22 protein-coding genes and 1 pseudogene are annotated in these 23,898 nt (G+C 72.0%); 20 read left to right on the top strand and 3 right to left on the bottom strand.

Annotated elements, in window-relative coordinates; genetic code table 11:
• Nucleotides 1-30: 30 nt before the first annotated feature.
• The 6 genes from ACFYW8_RS17945 (at nucleotide 31) to ACFYW8_RS17920 (ending at nucleotide 6,607) form a co-directional block, all read left to right on the top strand.
• Nucleotides 31-354 (top strand): integration host factor, encoded by a 324-nt coding sequence (locus ACFYW8_RS17945; RefSeq protein WP_016638838.1) that lies wholly within the window; start codon nucleotides 31-33, stop codon nucleotides 352-354.
• Between the two features lie 37 nt (nucleotides 355-391).
• A complete protein-coding gene (gene gmk / locus ACFYW8_RS17940; protein WP_365879436.1) occupies nucleotides 392-949 on the top strand; it encodes a guanylate kinase in 558 nt (185 codons plus the stop codon).
• Between the two features lie 37 nt (nucleotides 950-986).
• Nucleotides 987-1,259, top strand: coding sequence for a DNA-directed RNA polymerase subunit omega (rpoZ, locus tag ACFYW8_RS17935; RefSeq protein ID WP_003982715.1), 273 nt, complete (start codon nucleotides 987-989; stop codon nucleotides 1,257-1,259).
• Nucleotides 1,260-1,350: 91 nt separating this feature from the next.
• A complete protein-coding gene (gene coaBC, locus ACFYW8_RS17930; protein WP_389075528.1) occupies nucleotides 1,351-2,553 on the top strand; it encodes a bifunctional phosphopantothenoylcysteine decarboxylase/phosphopantothenate--cysteine ligase CoaBC in 1,203 nt (400 codons plus the stop codon).
• A gap of 238 nt (nucleotides 2,554-2,791) precedes the next feature.
• Complete coding sequence (gene metK / locus ACFYW8_RS17925) at nucleotides 2,792-4,000, top strand: methionine adenosyltransferase (RefSeq protein ID WP_365879440.1); 1,209 nt, start codon at nucleotides 2,792-2,794, stop codon at nucleotides 3,998-4,000.
• Nucleotides 4,001-4,441: 441 nt separating this feature from the next.
• On the top strand, nucleotides 4,442-6,607 hold the full coding sequence (locus ACFYW8_RS17920) for a primosomal protein N' (RefSeq protein ID WP_389075520.1): 2,166 nt from the start codon (nucleotides 4,442-4,444) through the stop codon (nucleotides 6,605-6,607).
• 258 nt (nucleotides 6,608-6,865) lie between these two features.
• Here ACFYW8_RS17920 and ACFYW8_RS17915 read toward each other — a convergent pair whose 3' ends face one another.
• Nucleotides 6,866-7,408 (bottom strand): hypothetical protein, encoded by a 543-nt coding sequence (locus ACFYW8_RS17915; RefSeq protein WP_389075515.1) that lies wholly within the window; start codon nucleotides 7,406-7,408, stop codon nucleotides 6,866-6,868.
• 409 nt (nucleotides 7,409-7,817) lie between these two features.
• On the opposite strand from ACFYW8_RS17915, the gene fmt reads away from it, so the two are divergent.
• Both fmt and ACFYW8_RS17905 read left to right on the top strand, forming a co-directional pair.
• Entirely contained in the window at nucleotides 7,818-8,750 is a 933-nt protein-coding gene (fmt, locus tag ACFYW8_RS17910; protein ID WP_365878848.1) for a methionyl-tRNA formyltransferase, read from the top strand.
• Nucleotides 8,751-8,813: 63 nt separating this feature from the next.
• The gene (locus tag ACFYW8_RS17905; protein ID WP_365878846.1) at nucleotides 8,814-10,247 is read left to right on the top strand and encodes a transcription antitermination factor NusB; all 1,434 of its coding nucleotides are present in this window, start codon (nucleotides 8,814-8,816) and stop codon (nucleotides 10,245-10,247) included.
• Between the two features lie 278 nt (nucleotides 10,248-10,525).
• Here the strand turns inward: ACFYW8_RS17905 and ACFYW8_RS17900 are convergent, their stop codons facing one another.
• Nucleotides 10,526-12,805: an MMPL family transporter gene (locus ACFYW8_RS17900; RefSeq protein WP_389076207.1), complete on the bottom strand. Its 2,280-nt coding sequence runs from the start codon at nucleotides 12,803-12,805 to the stop codon at nucleotides 10,526-10,528.
• A 134-nt stretch (nucleotides 12,806-12,939) separates the two neighbouring features.
• Between ACFYW8_RS17900 and rpe the strand changes: the two genes are divergently transcribed.
• The 8 genes and pseudogenes from rpe (at nucleotide 12,940) to ACFYW8_RS17860 (ending at nucleotide 18,504) form a co-directional block, all read left to right on the top strand.
• Entirely contained in the window at nucleotides 12,940-13,626 is a 687-nt protein-coding gene (gene rpe, locus ACFYW8_RS17895; RefSeq protein WP_389075506.1) for a ribulose-phosphate 3-epimerase, read from the top strand.
• A 78-nt stretch (nucleotides 13,627-13,704) separates the two neighbouring features.
• The gene (locus ACFYW8_RS17890) at nucleotides 13,705-14,748 is read left to right on the top strand and encodes a sugar-binding transcriptional regulator (protein WP_261702744.1); all 1,044 of its coding nucleotides are present in this window, start codon (nucleotides 13,705-13,707) and stop codon (nucleotides 14,746-14,748) included.
• Nucleotides 14,749-14,800: 52 nt separating this feature from the next.
• On the top strand, nucleotides 14,801-15,247 hold the full coding sequence (locus ACFYW8_RS17885; RefSeq protein WP_365878842.1) for a ribonuclease domain-containing protein: 447 nt from the start codon (nucleotides 14,801-14,803) through the stop codon (nucleotides 15,245-15,247).
• Nucleotides 15,244-15,621, top strand: coding sequence for a barstar family protein (locus ACFYW8_RS17880; RefSeq protein WP_365878840.1), 378 nt, complete (start codon nucleotides 15,244-15,246; stop codon nucleotides 15,619-15,621). Before ACFYW8_RS17885 ends, ACFYW8_RS17880 begins: the two co-directional genes overlap by 4 nt.
• 107 nt (nucleotides 15,622-15,728) lie before the next feature.
• A complete protein-coding gene (locus ACFYW8_RS17875) occupies nucleotides 15,729-17,171 on the top strand; it encodes a GuaB1 family IMP dehydrogenase-related protein (protein ID WP_389076202.1) in 1,443 nt (480 codons plus the stop codon).
• A gap of 178 nt (nucleotides 17,172-17,349) precedes the next feature.
• On the top strand, nucleotides 17,350-17,748 hold the full coding sequence (locus ACFYW8_RS17870) for a hypothetical protein (protein ID WP_365878836.1): 399 nt from the start codon (nucleotides 17,350-17,352) through the stop codon (nucleotides 17,746-17,748).
• Nucleotides 17,749-17,763: 15 nt separating this feature from the next.
• A pseudogene (locus tag ACFYW8_RS17865) lies at nucleotides 17,764-18,021 on the top strand (amino acid permease C-terminal domain-containing protein); the annotation flags it as partial.
• Nucleotides 18,022-18,051: 30 nt separating this feature from the next.
• Nucleotides 18,052-18,504 carry an Lrp/AsnC family transcriptional regulator gene (locus ACFYW8_RS17860; protein ID WP_015661832.1) on the top strand — a complete coding sequence of 151 codons (453 nt, stop codon included), beginning with the start codon at nucleotides 18,052-18,054 and terminating at the stop codon, nucleotides 18,502-18,504.
• 131 nt (nucleotides 18,505-18,635) lie between these two features.
• Here ACFYW8_RS17860 and ACFYW8_RS17855 read toward each other — a convergent pair whose 3' ends face one another.
• A complete protein-coding gene (locus ACFYW8_RS17855; RefSeq protein ID WP_389075490.1) occupies nucleotides 18,636-19,376 on the bottom strand; it encodes a GntR family transcriptional regulator in 741 nt (246 codons plus the stop codon).
• A gap of 211 nt (nucleotides 19,377-19,587) precedes the next feature.
• Here ACFYW8_RS17855 and ACFYW8_RS17850 point away from each other — a divergent pair, with 211 nt between their 5' ends.
• The 4 genes from ACFYW8_RS17850 to ACFYW8_RS17835 are packed head-to-tail and all read left to right on the top strand — an operon-like array spanning nucleotide 19,588 to nucleotide 23,521.
• A complete protein-coding gene (locus tag ACFYW8_RS17850) occupies nucleotides 19,588-20,745 on the top strand; it encodes an ABC transporter substrate-binding protein (protein ID WP_389075487.1) in 1,158 nt (385 codons plus the stop codon).
• Nucleotides 20,742-21,650, top strand: coding sequence for an ABC transporter permease (locus ACFYW8_RS17845; protein ID WP_389075482.1), 909 nt, complete (start codon nucleotides 20,742-20,744; stop codon nucleotides 21,648-21,650). Before ACFYW8_RS17850 ends, ACFYW8_RS17845 begins: the two co-directional genes overlap by 4 nt.
• Nucleotides 21,638-22,456, top strand: coding sequence for an ABC transporter permease subunit (locus ACFYW8_RS17840; RefSeq protein ID WP_365878827.1), 819 nt, complete (start codon nucleotides 21,638-21,640; stop codon nucleotides 22,454-22,456). The genes ACFYW8_RS17845 and ACFYW8_RS17840 overlap by 13 nt, the downstream gene beginning before the upstream one ends.
• 3 nt (nucleotides 22,457-22,459) lie before the next feature.
• The gene (locus ACFYW8_RS17835; RefSeq protein ID WP_389075477.1) at nucleotides 22,460-23,521 is read left to right on the top strand and encodes an ABC transporter ATP-binding protein; all 1,062 of its coding nucleotides are present in this window, start codon (nucleotides 22,460-22,462) and stop codon (nucleotides 23,519-23,521) included.
• The last annotated feature ends 377 nt before the right edge of the window (nucleotides 23,522-23,898 follow it).

Here is a 23,898-nt window from a genome sequence, read left to right as displayed (position 1 = left end):
CGACAGTTCGACATCCGAGGTGACGTAGGCGTGGCTCTTCCGCCCCTTACCCCTGAACAGCGCGCAGCCGCGCTCGAAAAGGCCGCCGCGGCTCGCCGGGAGCGGGCCGAGGTCAAGAATCGACTCAAGCACTCCGGCGCCTCGCTTCACGAGGTCATCAAGCAGGGTCAGGAGAACGACGTCATCGGCAAGATGAAGGTCTCCGCTCTCCTGGAGTCCCTGCCGGGCGTGGGCAAGGTCCGCGCCAAGCAGATCATGGAGCGACTCGGGATCTCCGAGAGCCGCCGTGTGCGTGGTCTCGGCTCGAATCAGATCGCCTCTTTGGAGCGCGAGTTCGGTGGTTCCGGCGCCTGAGTCCTGGACACCCCGGGATTGCTGGAATAATCGCTGCATGAGTGAACGTCCGCGGCTGACCGTGCTCTCCGGCCCCTCAGGGGTCGGCAAGAGCACGGTCGTCGCTCATATGCGCAAGGAACACCCCGAGGTCTGGCTCTCGGTGTCGGCGACGACCCGCAAGCCGCGCCCCGGTGAGAAGCACGGTGTCCACTACTTCTTCGTCTCCGACGAAGAGATGGACAAGCTGATCGCCAACGGCGAGCTCCTGGAGTGGGCCGAATTCGCCGGCAACCGTTACGGGACTCCGCGCGCCGCCGTCCTGGAGCACCTGGAGTCGGGTGCACCGCTCCTGCTGGAGATCGATCTGCAGGGTGCCCGGCAGGTCCGCGAGTCCATGGAGGACGCGCTGCTCGTGTTCCTGGCCCCGCCCTCCTGGGAGGAATTGGTCCGCAGGCTCACCGGGCGGGGCACCGAGCCGCCCGAGGTGATCGAGCGCCGGCTGGACGCGGCCAGGATCGAACTGGCGGCTGAGCCGGAGTTCGATGTCACCCTGGTCAACACCTCCGTCGAGGACGTGGCGCGTGAGCTGCTAGCCTTGGTGGAAGTTGTTTGATCTTTCAGGTCAATTTCCACCATTCGGAAGGCAGAGCGTGTCCTCTTCCATCACTGCTCCCGAGGGCATCATCAACCCTCCGATCGACGAGCTCCTCGAGGCCACCGACTCGAAGTACAGCCTGGTGATCTACGCGGCCAAGCGTGCCCGCCAGATCAACGCGTACTACTCGCAGCTCGGCGAGGGCCTCCTCGAGTACGTCGGTCCGCTTGTCGACACCCACGTCCACGAGAAGCCGCTGTCGATCGCCCTGCGCGAGATCAACGCGGGTCTGCTGACCTCCGAGGCCGTCGAAGGCCCCGCTCAGTAGTCGTTCATCTGCTCATCCCAGGCCCGGCGGCGCGACTGCCGGGCCTGTGGTGTGTCATGGAGTTCGTACGTTTCCGAGCAGGGGAGAGACGGTGGACAAGCCGAGGGTCGTTCTGGGGGTCAGCGGTGGCATCGCCGCGTACAAGGCCTGTGAGCTGCTGCGACGACTGACGGAGTCGGGCCACGACGTGCGGGTCGTGCCCACCGCGTCCGCGCTGCACTTCGTCGGCGCCGCCACCTGGTCCGCGCTCTCGGGGCACCCCGTCTCCACCGAGGTCTGGTCGGACGTCCACGAGGTCCCGCACGTCCGTATCGGACAGAACGCCGACCTCGTCGTGGTCGCCCCCGCGACCGCCGACATGCTCGCCAAGGCCGCCCACGGACTGGCCGACGACCTCCTCACCAACACCCTGCTCACCGCCCGCTGCCCGGTCGTCCTCGCGCCCGCCATGCACACCGAGATGTGGGAGCACCCGGCGACCCAGGAGAACGTGGCGACCCTGCGGCGGCGCGGCGCGGTGGTCATCGAGCCCGCCGTGGGGCGGCTGACCGGCGCCGACACCGGCAAGGGGCGGCTGCCCGACCCGGGGGAGATCTTCGAGGTCTGCCGCCGCGTGCTCGCCCGCGGGGTCGCCGAGCCGGATCTCGCCGGCCGCCATGTCGTCGTCAGCGCGGGCGGTACCCGTGAACCCCTCGACCCGGTCCGCTTCCTCGGCAACCGTTCCTCGGGCAAGCAGGGGTACGCGCTCGCCCGCACCGCCGCCGCGCGAGGCGCCCGGGTCACGCTGATCGCGGCGAACACGGGCCTCGCGGACCCGGCCGGGGTCGACGTGGTCCAGGTCGGCACCGCCGTGCAGATGCGGGAGGCGGTGCTGAAGGCGGCCCCGGACGCCGACGTGGTGGTGATGGCGGCCGCGGTGGCGGACTTCCGTCCCCAGGCGTACGCGGCCGGGAAGATCAAGAAGAAGGACGGCCAGGAGCCGGAGCCGATCGTCCTCGTCCGCAATCCGGACATCCTCGCGGAGATCTCCGCCGACCGCGCGCGCCCCGGCCAGGTGGTGGTCGGATTCGCCGCCGAGACCGACGACGTCCTCGCCAACGGACGGACGAAGCTGGAGCGCAAGGGCTGCGATCTGCTGGTGGTGAACGAGGTGGGGGAGCGCAAGACCTTCGGCTCGGAGGAGAACGAGGCGGTGGTTCTCGGAGCCGACGGAAGTGAGACCCCAGTGCCCCACGGACCCAAGGAAGCGCTGGCCGAGACCGTTTGGGACCTGGTGACACGGCGACTGATGTGAAAGCTCGCTCATCGCATCTGTCACCCCAAAGGATGCAAAATCGGGCGTGGCGACCCTGGCGGAGAGCTACGGCGATGGCGCAGAATGCCCGTGCCGCAGGTCACAGGGGTTTCGAGAGGCGAGACAGGGGTCCCGCGGCTGAGTGCGACCGATAAACTGTTCTCGGACGACGCCGGGCGCAGCCCCCGTCCCGTCCACCAATGATCAGCCAGCAGCCGCTGCAACCACAGGGAGCGTTGTGTCCCGTCGCCTGTTCACCTCGGAGTCCGTGACCGAGGGTCACCCCGACAAGATCGCTGACCAGATCAGCGACACCATTCTCGACGCGCTTCTGCGCGAGGACCCGACATCCCGGGTCGCCGTGGAGACGCTCATCACGACCGGCCTGGTGCATGTGGCCGGAGAGGTCACGACCAAGGCGTACGCGCCGATCGCCCAGCTGGTCCGCGACAAGATCCTGGAGATCGGCTACGACTCGTCGAAGAAGGGCTTCGACGGGGCGTCCTGTGGCGTGTCGGTGTCGATCGGTTCCCAGTCCCCGGACATCGCGCAGGGCGTCGACACGGCGTACGAGTCCCGGGTCGAGGGCGACGAGGACGAGCTGGACAGGCAGGGCGCCGGCGACCAGGGTCTGATGTTCGGGTACGCGACGGACGAGACCCCGAACCTGATGCCGCTCCCGATCCACCTCGCGCACCGGCTCTCGCGCCGGCTGTCCGAAGTCCGCAAGAACGGGACCATCCCGTACCTGCGCCCCGACGGCAAGACCCAGGTCACCATCGAGTACGACGGCGACAAGGCGGTCCGTCTGGACACCGTCGTCGTCTCCTCGCAGCACGCGTCGGACATCGACCTGGAGTCCCTGCTCGCTCCCGACATCCGCGAGTTCGTGGTGGAGCCGGAGCTGAAGGCGCTGCTCGACGACGGCATCAAGCTGGAGACCGAGGGCTACCGCCTGCTGGTGAACCCGACCGGCCGCTTCGAGATCGGCGGCCCGATGGGCGATGCCGGCCTCACCGGCCGCAAGATCATCATCGACACGTACGGCGGCATGGCCCGGCACGGCGGCGGCGCCTTCTCGGGCAAGGACCCGTCCAAGGTCGACCGCTCCGCCGCGTACGCGATGCGCTGGGTCGCGAAGAACGTCGTGGCCGCGGGTCTCGCCTCGCGCTGCGAGGTCCAGGTCGCCTACGCCATCGGCAAGGCCGAGCCGGTCGGTCTGTTCGTGGAGACCTTCGGTACCGAGAAGGTCGACGCCGAGAAGATCGAGACCGCCATCACGGACGTCTTCGACCTCCGTCCGGCTGCCATCATCCGCGACCTCGACCTGCTCCGGCCGATCTACGCGCAGACCGCCGCGTACGGCCACTTCGGCCGCGAGCTGCCCGACTTCACGTGGGAGCGGACGGACCGCGTGGACGCCCTGCGCAAGGCCGCGGGCCTGTAGTCCGCGAAGGCTTCGTCAGAGCCGTGAGGCCCGGCACCCCGAGGGGTGCCGGGCCTCACGGCTGTTCGGAACGGGGTCAGGGCCTCACGGCCGCGCGGAAAAGGAGTCGCCCCGGCGGCCCGTCCTCCGTACGCTGGTGATCTCCCGGTGCGATGGCCGCGGTTACTTCGGTGGAGTACGCCCGTGGCGTGCGTGCGGTGAATCTGGATCACGTTCCGCTGCCGCCTTGATCTCGGGAGAACCGACGTCGCCCCGCCCGGCGCGACGGCCGCGGATATTTCCGGGGCCGATGGCCCCTCGCAGGTTCGCATCCTGCTGCCGGTCCCCGACCGGTATGGCCGAGCGATCCATGGCGAAGGCACCCTCAGGGTGTTCACGCTCCGCGGCCGGCCTGATCTCGGGCAGGCGGCGCTGTCGGTGCGGTCTGGTAGGAATACTGCTGTGAGCAGCGCGAACGGGCGACCCGACGACAGTGCGCGCGGCGCGGGTGGCACCGACGGCGCGCCGCCCGAGCAGCTTGCGCTGATCCGGGAGGCCGTGCGCCGGGCCAAGGCACCGAAGGCGAAGCCGCGGACCTGGCGGGGAGCCGCGCTCGCGAAGGAACTGCCCGTCGCGCGCGTGCTCGTCGACAAAGGCGTGCTGCACCTCGACCGCTACTTCGACTACGCCGTGCCCGAGGACCTCGACGAGGCCGCCCAGCCGGGTGTACGGGTGCGGGTGCGGTTCGGCGCCGGCGGACGCAATGTGCGGGAGGGGCGGCGCGAGGGCGGCGGTCTGATCGACGGATACCTCGTCGAACGGGTCGCCGAGTCCGACTACTCGGGGCCGCTGGCCGCCCTCGCCCAGGTCGTCTCGCCCGAGCCCGTCCTCGGGCCCGAACTGCTGGGACTCGCCCGCGCCGTCGCCGACCGGTACGCGGGTTCGCTCGCCGACGTGCTGCAACTGGCCGTGCCGCCCCGGCACGCCCGCGCCGAGGCGCGGGAGTCGCCGGCTCCACCACCGCCGCCCGCCGCACCCGGCCCCGGGACCTGGCTGCGGTACGGGAGAGGGGCGGACTTCCTCGCCTCGCTCGCCTCCGGTGGTGCCCCGCGCGCCGTGTGGACCGCGCTGCCCGGTCCCGAGTGGGCCGAGGAGATCGCCCGCGCGGTGCAGGCGACGCTCGCCTCCGGGCGCGGCGCGCTGGTCGTCGTACCGGCCGGGCGGCCCGCGGCCCGCGTCGACACCGCCCTGAAGGCCTTGCTGGGGGAGGGGCAGCACGCCGTGCTGACCGCCGACGCCGGACCGGAGCGGCGCTACCGCGAGTGGCTCGCCGTACGGCGGGGGTCCGTACGGGCCGTGGTCGGTACCCGGGCCGCCATGTTCGCGCCCGTACGGGATCTGGGACTTGTCGTCGTCTGGGACGACGGCGACGACGGACACAGCGACGACAACGCCCCCTTCCCGCATGTCCGGGAGGTGCTGGAGCTGCGTGCCTCGCGCGACAAGTGCGGCTTCCTGCTGGGGGGGTGGACCTGCACGGTGGAGGCGGCGCAACTGGTCGAGAGCGGATGGGCGCTGCCGCTGGCCGCCGACCGGGACCAGGTGCGCGCCGCCGCGCCGCTGGTGCGGACCGTCGGGGACGGCGATCTCGCGCGCGACGAGGCCGCTCGGGCCGCCCGGCTGCCCACGCTCGCCTGGCAGATCGTCAGGGAGGGGCTGCGGCAGGGGCCCGTGCTGGTCCAGGTTCCCCGGCGGGGATATGTGCCCCGGATGGCGTGTGCCCAGTGCCGGGCGCCCGCACGGTGCCGGCACTGCGCGGGACCGTTGGAGGCGCGGGACGCCCAGGCACTGTGCTGCGCGTGGTGCGGGCGGGACGAGACGGCCTGGCACTGCCAGGAGTGCGGAGGGTTCCGGCTGCGGGCGCAGGTCGTCGGCGCCCGCCGGACCGCCGAGGAACTGGGACGGGCGTTCCCGGCCGTGCCGGTGCGCACGTCCGGGCGGGAGCAGGTGCTGGACACGGTGTCCGCGGCGCCCGCCCTGGTGGTGAGCACCCCCGGGGCCGAACCCGTCGCCGAGGGCGGATACGCGGCGGCCCTGCTGCTCGACGGCTGGGCGATGCTCGGACGGCCCGACCTGCGGGCCGGTGAGGACGCGTTGCGCCGGTGGACGGGGGCCGCCGCGCTCGTCCGCCCGCAGGGAGCGGGCGGCACGGTCGTGGTCGTCGCGGAACCGACCCTGCGGCCGGTGCAGGCGCTCGTACGGTGGGATCCCGTCGGGCACGCGGTGCGTGAACTCGCAGAGCGGGCCGAGCTGGGATTTCCGCCCGTCTCCCGGATGGCCGCGGTGTCCGGGGCGCCGGAGGCGCTCGCCGGGTTCCTTGCCGCCACCGAACTGCCGCCGGGCGCCGAGGTGTTGGGGCCGGTACCGCTGCCGGCCGGCGAGGCCGGGCGGCCCCGGCGGCCCGGTGGACCGCCTCCCGGGGAGCCGGGGGAGCGGGTGCTCATCCGGGTACGCCCCGGGAGCGGCGCCGCGCTGGCGGCCGCGCTGAAGAGCGCGCAGGCGGCGCGGCTGGCCCGTGGTGGCGGCGAGCCCGTACGGATCCGGATCGATCCGCCCGACATCGGGTGACATCCCGTGAGGCCGCCCGCGATCCGGGGAGGTCGCGCGAACGGGCGTCGCGGAGCACGTGATGTGCGGGCGCCGACGTGGACCGCGGGGTGAGCGGTGCGTATGGGCCGCGGGCATGGGGAGCGGGCGTGAATGGTCGGCGGGGAGCAGGGAGTTGGACCGGGCTGGAAGCCGGGGTGTGGACGGGACAGGTGTGGACGTGGGCCTGCCCCCCGGGGGTCTTGGCGCCGGGAGGCAGCTGTCGTCTCAGAGGGTCGGTCAGCCGTTGCGCGGGCCGGGGAAGGCCGTGGACCTGACCTCGTCGCGCAGGGTGGGGCTGCCCGCCGTCGGCTGGGTCGGCATGGAGCGGGCGGCGGGGACGGTCGGCACGGAGGGGAGAGCGGCGTTGACGGCGACCGGGTGCGTGTCGGCTGTCTCCGTGGCGCGCTCCGCCTCGGCGGCGGCCTGGGCGGTGGCGCGCCGCGCGCCGTAACGACGGTGCACCGCCTGCTTGGTGACCCCGAGGGCCGACCCCACCGCGTCCCAGGAGAAGCCGAGCGAGCGGTCGAAGTCCACGGCGGCCGTGACCAGGGTCTCGACGCTGTCCCGCAGTTCCTGGGCGAGACGGACGGTCGGGGCGGGAGCGCGTCCGTAGACGACGAAGCCCGTGGAGGGGCCGGAGCGGCGCGGGCGGTATACGTTGCCCAACTGGGCGGTGAGCGTGCGCAGTGCGTCCACCTGCCGGCGGACCCGCTCGATGTCCCGCACCAGCAAGTGCAGGCTGGCCCGAGCCTGGGCGTCGTGGGTTGCGTGGTCGGCCATGAACAAGCCTCTCGAACCGGCGTTGAAAAGGATCGGGCCGCGAATGTGCGGCCCGCTGTGGTCAACTCTTTCTTGACCAACGCGTAGACGGGTGAGTGGTCACGCTGCGGGGGCGCGAGGCCATACGCACGGGGCGCGTCCCGCCCTGTACGCCCCCTGTCGTGTGGCGAACGCGCCCCACCTGGGGATGAGCGGGCCGCAGCACCCGTGCCGATCCCCGGCCATCACCGTTCGTGCCGACGCGCGGGCAGCGACACCGCCCGTGCGGGCCCGACGACATGGCTCCTGACGAACCCCCGAGCCCTTGAGCCCCGCGCGGCATAGACTGGTGCGCTGCCCCGTGCTCCGCCTGAACCGGCACGCGCGCGGGGGATGGAAGAGCTCCCGCCCGAGAGGCCAACCGCCACCCATGAAGCTCGTCTTCGCAGGTACCCCCGAGGTCGCCGTTCCCGCACTGGACGCCCTGATCGCCTCCGGGCGGCACGAGGTGGCCGCCGTCGTGACCCGGCCGGACGCGCCGGCCGGACGGGGGCGCCGGCTCGTCGCGAGTCCGGTCGCCGTGCGGGCGGAAGAGGCCGGGATCGAGGTGCTCAAGCCGGTGAAGCCCCGGGACGAGGAGTTCCTGGCCCGGCTGCGGGAGATCGGCCCGGACTGCTGTCCCGTCGTCGCGTACGGGGCGCTGCTGCCCCGGGTCGCCCTCGACATCCCCGCCCAGGGCTGGGTCAACCTGCACTTCTCGCTGCTGCCGGCCTGGCGCGGCGCCGCCCCCGTCCAGCACGCGATCATGGCCGGCGACGAGATCACCGGCGCCACCACCTTCCTGATCGAGGAGGGGCTCGACTCGGGACCGGTCTACGGGACCGTCACCGAGGAGATCCGCCCCACCGACACCAGTGGTGACCTGCTGACGCGGCTCGCCTTCGCCGGCTCCGGACTGCTCGCCGCGACGATGGACGGGATCGAGGACGGCACGCTCAAGGCCGTACCGCAGCCCGCCGACGGGATCAGCACGGCGTCGAAGATCACCGTCGAGAGCGCCCACATCGACTGGGCCGCCCCGGCGCTGCGCGTCGACCGCATGGTGCGCGGGTGCACCCCCGCCCCCGGCGCCTGGACCGCCTTCCGCGCCGAGCGGCTCAAGCTCATCCAGGTCGCGACGGTGTCCGACCGCACGGACCTCGCCCCGGGCGAGTTGTCCGTCGCCAAGAACAACGTGTACGTGGGCACCGGTTCCTACGCCGTCGAGCTCCTCTGGGTGCAGGCCCAGGGCAAGAAGCCGATGCGCGCGGCGGACTGGGCCCGCGGGGTGCGGATCTCCTCCGGGGAGCGCCTCGGCGTCTGACGTCGGCCCTGCGGCGTACGCTGATGAGCGCATCTTTTTCCTGGATACCGGAGCACCTTTTTCGTGAGTGAGCAGCCCCGTCGGCCGCAGAAGCCCGGCAAGCCCTACCGCCGCCCCCAGAAGGACCCGGTCCGCATGCTCGCCTTCGAGGCGCTGCGGGCCGTGGACGAGCGGGACGCGTACGCGAACCTCGTCCTGCCGCCGCTGCTGCGCAAGGCGCGCGAGAAGGGCGACTTCGACACCCGGGACGCGGCGCTCGCGACCGAGCTGGTGTACGGCACGCTGCGCCGCCAGGGGACGTACGACGCCGTCATCTCGGCCTGTGTCGACCGGCCGCTGCGGGAGGTCGACCCGCCGGTCCTCGATGTGCTCAGCCTCGGTGTCCACCAGCTCCTCGGCACCCGCATCCCGACGCACGCCGCCGTCTCCGCCTCCGTCGAGCTGGCCAGGGTGGTGCTCGGCGACGGCCGGGCCAAGTTCGTGAACGCGGTGCTGCGCAAGGTCGCGCGGCAGGACCTCGACGCCTGGCTGGAACAGGTCGCGCCGCCGTACGACGAGGACCCCGAGGCCCACCTCGCCGTCGTTCACTCGCACCCGCGCTGGGTCGTCTCCGCGCTGTGGGACTCGCTGGGCGGCGGCCGGGCGGGTATCGAGGACCTGCTGGAGGCCGACAACGAGCGGCCCGAGGTGACCCTCGTCGCCCGGCCCGGACGCTCCACCTCCGAGGAGATCCTCGACGCCCTCGACGAGGACTCCGCGCTTCCCGGGCGCTGGTCGCCGTATGCCGTGCGGCTCACCGAGGGCGGCGAGCCGGGCGCCATCGACGCCGTACGCGAGGGCCGTGCGGGCGTCCAGGACGAGGGCAGCCAGCTCGTCGCGATCGCCCTCGCGAACGCGCCGCTCGACGGGCCCGACCGGGTCTGGCTGGACGGCTGCGCCGGACCCGGCGGCAAGGCCGCGATGCTGGCGGGCCTCGCCGCCCAGCGCGGCGCGACGCTGCTCGCCTCCGAGAAGCAGCCGCACCGGGCGGGGCTCGTCGCCAAGGCGCTCGCCGGGAACCCCGGCCCCTACCAGGTCATCGCCGCCGACGGCACCCGCCCGCCGTGGCGGCCGGGCACCTTCGACCGGGTGCTCATGGACGTGCCCTGCACGGGTCTGGGCGCGCTGCGCCGCCGTCCCGAGGCCCGCTGGCGGCGTCGTTCCGAGGACCTCGAAGGCTTCGCGCCGCTCCAGCGCGGGCTGCTGCGCACGGCGCTCGAATCGGTACGGGTCGGCGGTGTCGTCGGGTACGCGACCTGTTCGCCGCACCTCGCGGAGACCCGCGCGGTCGTCGACGACGTCCTCAAGCACTTCGAGGACGGTTCCGCCGAGCTGCTCGACGCCCGTCCACTGCTGCCCGGCGTGCCCGCCCTGGGGGACGGCCCCGACGTACAGCTGTGGCCGCACCTGCACGGGACGGACGCGATGTACCTGGCCCTGATCCGCCGAACGGGCTGACCATCTCTCGGCGCGACTGGTCCATCCGGCCGAGCCGCGCCGTCTGGCTTCGTTCGGCCGAGCCGCCCGGCTTTGCGGAGCCGCGCCGTCTGGCTTCGTTCGGCCGAGCCGCCCTGTTTCGCTGACCGCGTTCCCGGCTTGGCTCGGCCGCGCCGCCCAGCTTTTGCGGAGCCGCGCCGCCCAGCTTCGCTCGGTCGCGCTCCCCGGCTTGGTCGGGCCCGCGATGGACGGCGCTGCCCGCCTGCCCGCCCTGAGCCCGCTTGCTTCGATCCGCTTCGTCAGCCGGGCGGCGGAGCCGGATTCGGGGGCTCCCCGGGCTCCCCGGGCTCCCCGGGCTCCCCGGGCTCTCGGGATCCTCCGGCCGTCCGGGGATCCCCGGACGTTCCAGGCCCCGCGGGTCCTCGGGGGACCCCGGAAGGGTCCGGCTCCGCTCCGTCGGCGGGCCGGTCCGCTCCGTCCTCGTGCGCGAGCCGGTGTGGCCACCACACCTTCGGGCCGACGTCGAGGAAGAGCGCGGTGACGAGCACCGAGCGCACCACGAAGGTGTCCAGGAGCACGCCCAGGGCGACCGCGAAGCCGATCTCCGCGAACCCCACGATCGGCAGGGTGCCGAGCGCCGCGAACGTGCCCGCGAGGACGAGGCCGGCCGAGGTGATCACCGCCCCGGTGGTGGCGAGCCCGGTCACCACACCGGCGCGGGTGCCCTTGTGCGCGGCCTCCTCGCGGATGCGGGTGGTCAGGAAGATGTTGTAGTCGATACCGAGTGCCACCAGGAACACGAAGACGAACAGCGGGAAGGCCACGTCCTCGCCCGCGTAGTCGAAGACGTGCCGGAAGGCCAGGGCGCTCACCCCGAGGGCGGTGGCCAGGGACAGGACCACGGTCCCGATCAGCAGGAGCGGGGCGACCAGAGCCCGCAGCAGGACGCTCAGGACCAGCAGGACCACCAGCAGGACGAGCGGGATGACCAGGTAGTTGTCGTGCGTCTGGGCCTTCTCCATGTCGAGCAGGGCCGCCGAGCCGCCGCCCACCTTCGCGTCGGCACCGGGGACGGCGTGCACCGCGTCGCGTACCCGCTCCACCGTGGCCTTCGCCGCCGCGCTGTCGGCGGGGGCACGGGTGGTCGCCTCGAACAGTACCCGGCCGCCGTGCACGGGCGCGGTGCCCGGCGGCACACCGATACTCGTCGGCACCACACCCGGGTCCGCGGCCACGGCATGGCCGACCTCCCTGCCCTGGGCCGTGTTGGACACGATGACCAGGGGATCCCCGTCGCCCGCGGGGAAGTAGCGCGCCGACACCTGCTGGCCGACGATCGAGTCCGGTTTCCCGGTGAACTGGTCGGCGTTGGAGATGCCCGCGGCCCGCAGCTGGATCAGGCCCAGGGACAGCACCGCGAGCGCGAGTGCCGTGGCGACCCAGGTGGTCCGTGGGCGACGGGCGATCCGGCGGCCCATACGTGCCCAGACGCCGCTCTTGGTCGGATCGGGCGAGCCGACGTGCGGGACGGCGGGCCAGAAGATCCAGCGCCCGAAGACCAGCAGCAGGGCGGGGAAGAGCGTGAGCATGGTCAGCAGGGCGACGCCCACGCCGATCGCCGCGACCGGGCCGAGGCCCCGTGTGGAGTTCATCTCGGCGACCAGGAGAACCAGCATGCTCAGCACGACCGTCGCGCCGGAGGCGAGGATGGCCGGCCCTGCCCGGTTCATGGCGAGCGCCATCGCCTCGTGGCGGTCCTCGTGGCGGCGCAGCTCCTCGCGGTAGCGGGCGACCAGCAGCAGCGCGTAGTCGGTCCCCGCGCCGAACACGAGCACGGTGAGGATGCCCGCGCTCTGGCCGTTGACCGTCAGACCGGCGTGTTTCGCCAGCAGATAGATCAGCGCCTGTGCCGTGAACAGGGCGACGACCACGCCGAGCAGCGGGACGAACAGCAGGGTCGGGCTGCGGAAGGTGATCAGCAGCATCACGACGACGACGGCCATCGCGGCGTAGAGCAGGGTCGAGTCGATGCCCTTGAAGGCATTGGAGGAGTCCGCGGCGGTACCGCCCGGCCCGGTGATGTGCACGGAGAGCCCGTCGGCGCCCTTGCCCACCTGGTGCCGGATCGAGTCGACGGCGGGGCCGATCCGCTGCCAGCCGGACGCGTTCATGGTGATGGGGATGTAGATCTGGGCCGCGCGCGGATCGGTCGGACGGTCGAAGACCGGTCCCCGGGTCTCCGCCCCGCGAATGCCGTGTTCCCGCAGAGCCGTCACCTGCTGGACGTCCTCGGCGATCTGCCGCCGGTCCTGCGGCGTCAGGCCGTCCGGGCGCGCGTAGACGACGACCGCGGGAATCTGCTCGGGCCGGAACTCGTTCGAGATGTCGAGGACTTGGGTGGACTCGGCCGAGCCCGGCAGCCAGGACTGGGCGTCGTTGTCCTGGGCGTCGCTCAGCTTCGCTCCGAGCGGTGCCACGAAGACGAGCACCAGCAGCCACAGGGCCAGGACCAGCCACTTGGACCGGCGTCCGCACACGACCCCGATGGCCGCGCGCTTCCAGGCGTCGAGCCGCTTCATGCCCACCCCCGAGGTCGGACGCAGCGCCGCTGGGCCGCCCAGCATGGCATGCCGGACCGTCGCGGGACATCAGCGGAACAACCCAGGTCCGGACCGAGGCGGGCAACCGGCCCGAGGCATGGCAGTCTTGGGGCATGGCCGTGCAGATCAACCCCAGCATCCTGTCCGCCGACTTCGCCCGTCTTGCCGAGGAGGCAAAGGCGGTGGAAGGCGCGGACTGGCTCCATGTCGACGTCATGGACAACCATTTCGTACCGAACCTCACGCTCGGGGTGCCGGTCGTAGAGTCTTTGGCCCGTGCGACGGACATTCCGCTGGACTGCCATCTGATGATCGAGGAGCCCGATCGGTGGGCGCCGCAGTACGTGGAAGCCGGTGCCGGCTCCGTCACCTTCCACGTGGAGGCGGCCGCCGCGCCCGTCCGGCTCGCACGCGAGATCCGGGCCAAGGGTGCCCGCGCCTCCATGGCGCTCAAGCCGGCGACGCCCATCGAGCCGTACGAGGACCTGCTGCCCGAGCTCGACATGCTCCTGATCATGACGGTCGAGCCCGGATTCGGGGGCCAGGCCTTTCTCGACATCATGCTCCCGAAGATCCGCCGGACGCGCGAGTTGATCAGCAAGCACGGTCTGGAACTGTGGCTCCAGATCGACGGCGGTGTCTCGGCGTCGACCATCGAGCGGTGCGCGGACGCGGGGGCCGACGTGTTCGTCGCCGGTTCGGCGGTGTACGGGGCCGCGGACCCGGCGCAGGCGGTACGTGCACTGCGCACCCAGGCACAGGAGGCGACGGCCCATGCATCGTGGGCGTGCGACCACTGAACCAAGGGAACGTGAACGCCGTCCATCAGGGCGGATCAAGTGCGCCGGATCTGCAAGGATGAACGGCGAATCCAGAGTGTGAACAGAAGTGAGGAGATCGCCGTGTCGGGTATGTCGGCGGGCCGGTCAGCCATGCGGATGGGACCCGCTGAGCTGGTCCAGGCGGCGGCCATGGCCCGCCGCTTCTACCTCGAGGGCAAATCCAAGATCCAGATCGCCGAGGAGTTCGGCGTCAGCCGCTTCAAGGTGGCCCGGGTCCTGGAGACCGCTCTCGAACGGGATCTCGTGAGGATCGAGATCCGCGTCCCCGCCGAGCTGGACGCGGAGCGCTCGGACGCGCTGCGTGCCCGCTACGGCCTGCGGCACGCCGTGGTCGTCGAGTCACCGGCCGAGGCCGAGGAGTCGCCCGACCCGGAGAACCTCGGTGAGGTGGCCGCCGACCTGCTCGGCGAGCTCGTCAACGAGGGCGATGTTCTCGGCCTCGCCTGGGGCCGCTCCACGATCCACATGGCGGCGGCGCTGGACCGGCTCCCGCCGTGCACCGTGGTGCAGCTGACGGGCGTGTACGACGCCGGGACCGCCGAGCGCGGCTCCGTCGAGGCCGTCCGGCGTGCCGCGCAGGTGTCGGGCGGCGACGCCCACCCCATCTACGCGCCGATGCTGCTGCCCGACGCGGCCACCGCGGCGGCGCTGCGCAACCAGACGGGGATCGCCCGCGCCTTCGAGTACTTCGACAAGGTGACGGTCGCCTGCGTGTCCATCGGCTCCTGGGAGCCCGGCATCTCCACGGTGCACGACATGCTCAGCGACGAGGAGCGCGCGCACTACGCGTCCCTCGGTGTCGCCGCCGAGATGTCCGCGCACCTCTTCGACGCCGAGGGCCGGCGGGTCGGGCGTGACCTGGGCGAGCGCTGCATCACGGTCGAGGCCGACCGGCTGCGCCGTATCCCCGAGGTCGTCGCCATAGCGGGCGGTCAGCGCAAGGCGGCCGCCATCGACGCGGTGCTGCGGTCCGGGCTCGTCACCAGCCTGGTGACGGACACCTCGGCCGCGGACGCGCTGATGACGGCTGGACCGCCCCCGCGTCCGGCCCTGAACCGGGCGGACCCGGACGGGCCCTGAGGTCTCCATCCAGCGCGCGCCGCGAGGGGACGGCCGTGACAGCATCGACGTCATGCTGCTGCGGCCGTCCCCTCGCGCGTTCGCGGGCCGCCTGTTCGCCGGACTGCTGGTCTGTCTGACGGTCCTGCTGACGGGCTGCTCGTCGACGGGCACCACCGGCTCGGGCGACCCCGCGGCCACGGCCGCGAGCGGTGCCACGGCGGTCCCGTCCTGGGCCGGTGGCCTGCCGGTCGTCCCCGCGGCCGCGCTCCCCGCCGAGGCGCGGGCGACCCTCGTCCTCATCGACGGCGGCGGCCCCTTCCCGTACGCCAAGGACGGCGCCGTCTTCGGCAATTTCGAGCGGGAACTGCCGGGGCGCGCCAGGGGTTACTACCACGAGTACACGGTGCGGACCCCGGGCGAGCGCGACCGCGGGGCCCGGCGCATCGTGACCGGGCAGCACGGCGAGATCTACTACACCGACGATCACTACGACTCGTTCAAGGCGGTGCTGAGATGACGCACGGTCCGCTCGCGCAGGTGTGCCGTTCGGCCGGGTGGCAGGTCACCGAGCTCGATCTCACCGGGATTCTCGACAAGTCCGGGTTCATGGAGCGCTGTGTCCGCGCCCTCGACCTGCCGGAGTGGTTCGGGCGGAACTGGGACGCGCTCGCCGACGTCCTCGGCGACCCCGACTGGGGACCGGCCAGTCCGGGCAGGCTGCTCGTGGTGACCGGCTGGCGACCCTACGCGCGCACGCGGCCCGACGAGTGGGAGACCGCCCAGGAGGTACTTCAGTCGGCCTCCGGCCACTACCAGCAGTTCGACGCCACCCTGTCGGTCGTCCTCATCCTTGGAGGATCCGACCAATTGCCCCCTGACCAGCCTGGATGATCTGTCCGGGGACCGCACGGGGGCTGTCATGGGAGAATGAAGTACGTGCTCTTCCCCCTGGCTGACCTGTCCGGGGGCCACCTCTGATCGACTGGGATGTGCAGCACGTGCGTTTCCTCAACGACATCCAGCCCCCGTACGACCTGACGTACGACGACGTCTTCATGGTGCCCAGCCGCTCCGCGGTCGGCTCGCGCCAGGGCGTGGACCTCAGCTCTCCGGACGGCACGGGCACCACCATCCCGCTCGTCGTCGCCAACATGACGGCGATCGCGGGCCGCCGGATGGCCGAGACCGTCGCCCGCCGCGGGGGCCTTGTCGTCATCCCGCAGGACATCCCGATCGAGGTCATCACCGAGGTCGTCTCCTGGGTCAAGGGACGCCATCTGGTGCTCGACACCCCGATCCGCCTCGAGCCCCACCAGACCGTCGCCGACGCACTGGCGCTGCTGCCCAAGCGCGCGCACAACGCGGGCGTCGTCGTGGACGAGGACAGCCGTCCGGTCGGTGTGGTCACCGACGCCGACCTCACCGGTGTGGACCGCTTCACCCAGTTGTCCGAGGTCATGTCCAAGGACCTGCTGCTCCTCGACGCGGACATCGAGCCCCGCGAGGCGTTCAACACGCTCGACGGCGCCAACCGCCGCTACGCCCCAGCCGTGGACGCGGACGGCAAGCTGGCCGGCATCCTCACCCGCAAGGGCGCCCTGCGCGCCACCCTGTACACGCCGGCCACCGACGCGCGCGGCCGCCTGCGCATCGCCGCCGCCGTCGGCATCAACGGCGATGTGGCGGGCAAGGCCAAGCAGCTCCTGGACGCGGGCGTCGACACGCTCGTCATCGATACGGCGCACGGTCACCAGGAGTCGATGATCAGCGCCGTCAGGACGGTGCGCGCGCTCGACCCGCAGGTGCCGATCGTCGCGGGCAACATCGTGGCCGCCGAGGGCGTCAAGGACCTGATCGACGCGGGCGCCGACATCATCAAGGTCGGCGTCGGCCCCGGCGCGATGTGCACCACCCGGATGATGACCGGCGTCGGCCGGCCGCAGTTCTCCGCGGTCCTGGAGTGCGCGGCCGAGGCCAAGAAGTACGGCAAGCACGTGTGGGCCGACGGCGGTGTCCGCCACCCGCGTGACGTGGCGATGGCACTGGCCGCCGGTGCCTCGAACGTCATGATCGGCTCCTGGTTCGCCGGTACGTACGAGTCCCCGGGCGACCTCCAGCAGGACGCCGACGGGCGCCTGTACAAGGAGTCGTTCGGCATGGCCTCCGCGCGGGCCGTGAAGAACCGCACCAGCGAGGAGTCCGCGTACGACCGGGCCCGCAAGGCGTTGTTCGAGGAGGGCATCTCCACCTCGCGGATGTTCCTCGACCCGTCCCGTCCGGGCGTCGAGGACCTGATCGACTCGGTCATCGCGGGCGTCCGTTCCTCCTGCACCTACGCGGGCGCGAACTCCCTGGAGGAGTTCGCCGAGAACGCGATCGTCGGCATCCAGAGCGCGGCCGGCTACGCCGAGGGCAAGCCTCTGCACGCCAGCTGGAGCTGACCCGCCCCTGTTCCCCGTACGGCCCCTGTTCCCCGCTCGGGAGCAGGGGCCGTACGCGTGCCCCGGCCGCGAACAGTCGCCGTACGCGTGGGCGGACGCCGGTGTGCCCCGCCCGGTTCGCGGCCCGATTCCGTCAGGCCTTCTTGACGTCAAGCCTGCTTGACGTGACGCTGGAGACATGACGACGACACCGCAGAGCATCGAGGGGCAGTACACCCTGCTGACCGCCGTGGCCCGGCTGGACGAGCTGCGCGTGCGCGACTCGCTGGCCGGGGCGGGCAGTGACGCGGAGGCGCTCGACCGTGCCGGACTCCTGGAACTGCTCGCGCTCAGCGAGGTCGTGGCGCAGAAGGCGGCGTACGGCCGTCAGCTCACCGTGCGCGCCGCCCGTGAGGCGGGCGCCTCCTGGTCCCAGATCGGCGCGGCCCTCGGCACCAGCAAGCAGGCCGCATGGGAGGCCCATACGCGCTGGATCGACGCGCAGGCGGCGGTGTACGGACAGCCCGGACGGCTGGGCTTCGACGAGGAGGACGTGGCACGGGCGCGAGCCGTGGCGGGGGAGCCGGACGAGAGCTGACGCCCTGTCGATTCGGCTTTCTCGTCGGTCGATGTCGCCGTCGCCGTGCTGCGCCGGACGCGCCCGGCCGTGCGCCGCACTTTCCGGGTTCCGCTCGCACCGGTGCTGTCCGCGATCGGCTTCCTGCTGTGCGTGTGGATGATGGCCAGTCTCTCCGCCGTGACCTGGGTGGTCTTCGGCGTCTGGATGGCCGTCGGGCTCGTGTTCTACTTCAGTTACGGCTACCGCCGGTCCCGTACGGCGACCGCGGAACCCGTCGCCGAGCAACCGTAGAACTCCTCGCAGAAAAGTGAACCACCCGCAGTGCTGAACGATCTCGACGAACGCATCGTGCACGCCCTCGCCGAGGACGCCCGTCGCTCCTACGCGGACATCGGGCAACTGGTCGGCCTGTCCGCGCCCGCCGTGAAGCGGCGGGTCGACCGGCTGCGGGCCACCGGGGCCATCACCGGGTTCACCGTGCGGGTGGACCCGGCGGCGCTCGGCTGGGAGACGGAGGGCTTCGTCGAGATCTACTGCCGGCGGAACACCTCGCCCGAGACCATCCAGCGCGGTCTGGAGCGCTATCAGGAAGTCGTGGCCGCCTCCACCGTCACCGGGGAGGCGGACGCGGTGGTGCAGGTCTTCGCCTCTGACATGCGGCACTTCGAGCGGGTCCTCGAACGGATCGCGGGGGAGCCGTTCGTGGAGCGGACGAAGTCCGTGCTGGTGCTTTCGCCGTTGCTGCGGAGGTTTTCCTCGGGGTCGCCTACGTAGTCGGCGCCCCCATCAACGCTGGTGCGCCTCAGGGGGTGGGGGTCCTGCCTCTGCGCGGCTGCGGGATTGTTGTGGCTGGGCGCGCAGTTCCCCGCGCCCCTGACGGGCGCTCCCGCGCCCGGAGCTGACCGCTACTCCGCCGTCTTCCTCGCCAAGGCGTTGTTGCCGATGGAGTTGTGGACGCTGAAGCTCACGGCGTCCGAGCGGTAGCGGTCGTCGGACCATTCCACCGGGCGGCCCTCTCGGGTGGTGGTCACGCGGCGGACGCGCAACAGGGGGCTGGTGCGGCGGACCCCGAGGAGGTCGGCGTCCTGGGCGCCCGCCGCGACGGCGTCGATGACGTGCTCGCCGTACGCGAAGACCAGGCCGGTGTCCTCGAAGAGCCGCTGGGTGACGGAGGGGCACCCGGGCTCGATCGCCGCCACGGCGGGGGAGATCCAGTCCGCGTACACCGTGCGCTCCAGCAGGACCGGCTCGCCGTCCAGGCCTCGCACCCGAAGTACGTGCAACACCGGTGTCTTCTCCTGGAGTTGGAGACGGACGGCGTCCTCCGCGGTCGCCGGACGGTACTCCTGCGCCACCACGTGCCCCGTCGCCTCGCGCCCCATCGCGCGCGCCCACTGGGCGAAACTGCGCAGTTCGGCGAAGCTCTGGCTGCGGCGGCCCGCGAGGACCACGCGCCGGGCGCCCTGGCGTGACCCGATGAGCCCCTCGGCGGTCAGGGCCGCGACGGCCTGGCGGACCGTGCCGCGCGAGACGCCGTACTGGGCCGCGAGATCGGTCTCCGCCGGCAGCAGACTGCCCACGGTGTACTCCTCGCGGTCGATCGCCCGCCGCAGCGCCTCGGCGATCTCCTCGTGTCGCGCCGCCATTCTTCCCCTCTGATCCGACCACTGTGTACAGCCTGATCAGCCTAATCGACATCGGACCGTGATCCGCGTCGGCCGGGATTGTGCAGGGAATAGGGGGTCACGGTTTCACCAAAGTTTACGAACAAGACACCATCGGCGGGCCTACTGGGGCCAACTTGTTCAGACAAGTTCTCCGTACCACCCCACCCTCGTGCGTCACCCTGGAGAGACCGTGACCGTGTTCCTGCCGAGGACCGCCCTCCTCACCGGCGGCCTCGCCGTCGCCGCAGCCCTCACCCTGAGCGCCTGCGGCGCCGCTCCCGACGACAAGGCGACCACCGCCGACGGCAAGAGCGCGGCCACCGCGACCTCCGCCGCGGACTTCGGCGGTCTCGACGCCCTCGTCAAGGCGGCCAAGAAGGAGGGCACGCTGCACGCGATCGCCCTTCCCCGCGACTGGGCCAACTACGGCGCCCTCATAGACGGCTTCACCAAGAAGTACGGCATCAAGATCGAGGTCGAGAGCCCGGACGGCACCAGCCAGGACGAGATCAACGCCGTCACCTCGCGCAAGGGCCAGGACCGCGCCCCCGACGTCCTCGACCTCGGCAGCTCCTTCGCGCTGAGCGCCGCCCAGCAGGGGCTGCTCGCCCCGTACAAGGTGACCGCCTTCGGTGACCTCCCCGCGGGACAGAAGGACTCCGCCGGGCGCTGGTACAACGACTACGGCGGCTACATCTCCATCGGCTGCGACGCCAAGAAGGTCAAGGAGTGCCCGACGACCTTCAAGGACCTGCTCAAGCCGCAGTACAAGGGTCAGGTCGCGCTCAACGGCAACCCCACCAAGTCCGGTTCGGCCTTCGGCGGCGTGTACGCGGCCTCGCTCGCGAGCGGCGGCTCCTTCGACGACATCCAGCCCGGCCTCGACTTCTTCGCCAAGCTGAAGAAGAACGGCAACTACACGCCCGTCGAGTCGACCCCGGCCACCGTCGAGAAGGGCGAGACGCCCATCAGCATCGACTGGGACTACCTGAACGCCGGATACGCCGACGAGTTCAAGTCCAAGGGCGTCGACTGGAAGGTCTCCGTGCCCTCCGACGGCCAGTTCTCCCAGTACTACTCCCAGGCCGTCAACAAGGACGCCCCGCACCCGGCGGCCGCCCGCCTGTGGCAGGAGTACCTCTACAGCGCCGAGGGCCAGAACCTCTGGCTCGAGGGCTACGCCCGCCCGGTCCTGATGACGGCGCTGGAGAAGGCTGGCACGCTCGACAAGACCGCCGCCGCGAAGCTCCCCGCGGTCTCGGGCACCCCGAGCTTCCCGACCGAGGCCCAGCAGAGCAAGGCCAAGACCGTGCTCGCCCAGGGCTGGGGCAAGGCCGTCTCCGGATGACCACCGCTCTCACGAAGGCCCCGGCCGACGTGGCGCCCGCCGCTGCCCACCGGCAGCGGCGGCGCCGCCGCGCCACCGGCCCGCTCGCCGTCCTCCCGCTGCTCGTCTTCGTGGCGATCTCCTTCGGTATCCCCGCGATCGCCATGCTCAACGGCGCCTTCACCGTCAAGAACCAGACCAGCGGCGCCAGTTCGTACACCACGGCCAACCTGACCGGTTCGTTCCAGGGCGCGTACCTGACCGCCCTGATCGGCAGCGTCAAGCTGTCCGCCGTCTCGGCGGCCCTCGCGACCGTCCTCGGACTGCCGCTCGCCCAGGCCGTGGTCACCTCGCGCTTCCGCGCGCTGCGCGAGGCCGTGCTCACCGCCTCCGGGGTCCTCGCCAACTTCGGCGGCGTCCCGCTGGCCTTCGCCTTCGTCGCCACCCTCGGCAACTCCGGCGTCCTGACACGGCACTTGAGCCTCACCGACAAGGGCTGGAACCTCTACAGCTTCTGGGGCCTGGTCGTCGTCTACCTGTACTTCCTGATCCCGCTCATGGTCCTCACCATCACGCCCGCCCTCGACGGCCTGCGCTCCCAGTGGCGCGAGGCGGCGCAGAACAACGGCGCCACCTCCGTCCAGTACTGGCGGCACGTGGCGCTGCCCGTCCTCGCGCCCTCGCTCCTCGGCGGACTCGTGCTCCTCTTCGGCAGCGCCTTCGCCGCGTACGCCACCGCCGCCGCCATGGTGGGCAGCGCGGTGCCGCTCGTCACCCTGCAGATCGCCGACGCCATCTCCGGCAACGTGCTGGTCGGCCAGGAGAACGTGGCGCTCGCCCTCAGCCTCGACATGGTCCTCATCGCGGGCCTGGTCATGGCCGTGTACCTGCCCCTGCAACGACGGAGCGCGCGATGGCTCGCCTGAACCTGTGGCGCTGGGCGGTCCTCGCCCTCGCCGCGCTGTACTTCCTGGTGCCCATGGCCGCGTCCGTGATCTTCACGGTCGACGTGCCGGGGCAGGGCGTCACCTTCGACGCCTACACCCAGATCGTGTCCGCCGACGGATTCGTCTCCAGCCTGCTGCTCTCGCTGGAACTCGCCGCCGCGACCATCGTCGTGGTGCTGCTCCTGATGGTGCCCGCCACGGTCGCGCTGCGGCTCGGCTCGCCCAGGCTGCGGCCGGTCGTCGAGGTGGTGTGCTCACTGCCGCTGGTCGTCCCGCCGATCGCGTTCGTCGCCGGTATCGCCACCGTCCTGAAGTGGGGTCCCGAGTATTTGTCGCGCACCCCGCTGTTCGAGACGTTCGTGACGATCCAGGACCCGGGCTTCCCGATCGTCCTCGTCCTCGCGTACGTCGTGATGGCGCTGCCGTTCGTGTACCGGGCCCTGGACGCGGGACTGCGCGCCGTCGACGTGCGCACCCTCGTCGAGGCGGCCCGCAGCTGCGGTGCGAGCCGGCCGCAGGCGCTCGTACGCGCGGTGCTGCCCAACCTGCGCGGCGCGCTGCTCAACGCCTCCTTCCTCACCCTGGCCCTGGTGCTCGGCGAGTTCACGGTCGCGCGCCTGCTCGGCTACCAGCCGTTCGCCGTGTGGATCTACAACATCGGCGGCTCGCAGGCCCAGATGTCCGTCGCCGTCTCCGTGCTCAGCCTGTTCCTCACCTGGGCCCTGCTCCTCGCGCTCGCCGTCTTCGGCGGCCGCTCCCGTACCGCTTCCGCCTCCCGGGGATGAACCATGACCGTCGCCACGCTCGACAAGGCCGCCACCGTCGAATTCCGGCGGCTCCGGCGGGAGTTCGGTCCGACCGTCGCTCTCGACGGCCTGGACCTCACCGTCCGGCCCGGTGAACTGCTCGCCCTGCTCGGCCCCTCCGGCTGCGGCAAGACCACCGCGCTGCGCATGCTCGCCGGCTTCGAACACCCCGACTCCGGTGAGGTTCTGGTCGACGGCGAGGACATCACCCGGGTTCCGGCGCACCGCCGCGACGCCGGGATGGTCTTCCAGTCGTACAGCCTCTTCCCGCATCTGAGCGCCCTGGACAACGTGGCCTTCGGACTGCGGATGCGCAAGGTGCGTACGGCCGAACGGCGCTCCCGCGCGGCCGAGTTGCTCGATCTGGTGGGCCTCGGGGACAAGGGCGAGCGGTACCCGCACCAGCTCTCCGGCGGCCAGCAGCAGCGCGTCGCGCTGGCCCGCGCGCTCGCGCTGCGGCCCCGAGTCCTGCTGCTCGACGAGCCCCTGTCCGCGCTGGACGCCAAGGTGCGGCTCTCGCTGCGTGAGGAGATCCGCAGGCTCCAGCTCGAACTCGGCATCACCACCCTGTTCGTGACCCACGACCAGGAAGAGGCGTTGTCCATGGCGGACCGGGTCGCGGTGATGCGGGCCGGCCGGCTCGAACAGTGCGCGTCGCCCGCCGAGTTGTACGGGCGTCCCGCCACCGCCTTCGTCGCCGAGTTCGTGGGCACGATGAGCCGGATCCCGGGGACCCTCGACGGCGACAGGGTCGAAGTCCTCGGCCGGCGGCTGCCGGTGGACGGGGACGCGCCCGCCGCGGGAGAGGTGGACGTGCTGGTGCGGCCGGAGGCGGTCCGGGTGAGCGCCGACGACGCGGGTGACGCGCGGGTCGTGGCCACCGCGTTCCTCGGCGCTGCCACCCGGGTGACCGTGCGGCTCGCCGACGGCACCGAGGTCAAGGCCGACCTGCCCACGCACGAGGCCGCGACGCTCACGGCGGGCGCCGCCGCGACCGTCACCCTGCCGGACCGTCCGGTCCTGGTCGCCGAGCGCACGAGCTGAGGAGCGCCCGGTGCCGCCCGCCCAGGTCCCCGAGTGTCCCGCCCCGCGCGGGGGCGGGGCGGGACTTCGGGTACCGGGCCGGGCCTGGCCCGGCATCCGGGCGTGCCGCCACGTCAGAGGCGGTCCGGGTGCCCGAGGGGAGGACGCCGTCGCGGCCCACCGCGTGGGCGGCCGACTCCGTGCGTGGTCCTCGCATCGCGCGGCCGGGTGCCGATGCCGATGTCGGTACCGGCCCCCGGGCGACGGCCGGACACGTTGGGCACGGCACCCGGGTCGCACGCGGCACGGCGCCTGTACCCCGCCGCCAGGGTGCCCGGCCCGGCGCTCCGCGGTGCGGGCGGGGTCCGCGCAGGCAGGGTCGTTCCGGTGTCGTACGC

Origin of the sequence: Streptomyces sp. NPDC002742, from assembly GCF_042888885.1 — a bacterium.
GTDB lineage: Bacteria > Actinomycetota > Actinomycetes > Streptomycetales > Streptomycetaceae > Streptomyces.
This window is presented reverse-complemented; position numbering and strand designations above follow the sequence as displayed.

Coding starts and splice junctions, on each gene's coding strand:
- ACFYW8_RS17840 (WP_365878827.1), top strand. CDS start 21,638: ATGGCTCGCCTGAACCTGTGGCGCTGGGCGGTCCTCGCCCTCGCCGCG.
- ACFYW8_RS17915 (WP_389075515.1), bottom strand. CDS start 7,408: ATGGCCGACCACGCAACCCACGACGCCCAGGCTCGGGCCAGCCTGCAC.
- gmk (WP_365879436.1), top strand. CDS start 392: ATGAGTGAACGTCCGCGGCTGACCGTGCTCTCCGGCCCCTCAGGGGTC.
- ACFYW8_RS17900 (WP_389076207.1), bottom strand. CDS start 12,805: ATGAAGCGGCTCGACGCCTGGAAGCGCGCGGCCATCGGGGTCGTGTGC.
- ACFYW8_RS17835 (WP_389075477.1), top strand. CDS start 22,460: ATGACCGTCGCCACGCTCGACAAGGCCGCCACCGTCGAATTCCGGCGG.
- ACFYW8_RS17845 (WP_389075482.1), top strand. CDS start 20,742: ATGACCACCGCTCTCACGAAGGCCCCGGCCGACGTGGCGCCCGCCGCT.
- ACFYW8_RS17870 (WP_365878836.1), top strand. CDS start 17,350: ATGACGACGACACCGCAGAGCATCGAGGGGCAGTACACCCTGCTGACC.
- ACFYW8_RS17855 (WP_389075490.1), bottom strand. CDS start 19,376: ATGGCGGCGCGACACGAGGAGATCGCCGAGGCGCTGCGGCGGGCGATC.
- ACFYW8_RS17880 (WP_365878840.1), top strand. CDS start 15,244: ATGACGCACGGTCCGCTCGCGCAGGTGTGCCGTTCGGCCGGGTGGCAG.
- ACFYW8_RS17885 (WP_365878842.1), top strand. CDS start 14,801: ATGCTGCTGCGGCCGTCCCCTCGCGCGTTCGCGGGCCGCCTGTTCGCC.
- fmt (WP_365878848.1), top strand. CDS start 7,818: ATGAAGCTCGTCTTCGCAGGTACCCCCGAGGTCGCCGTTCCCGCACTG.
- rpe (WP_389075506.1), top strand. CDS start 12,940: ATGGCCGTGCAGATCAACCCCAGCATCCTGTCCGCCGACTTCGCCCGT.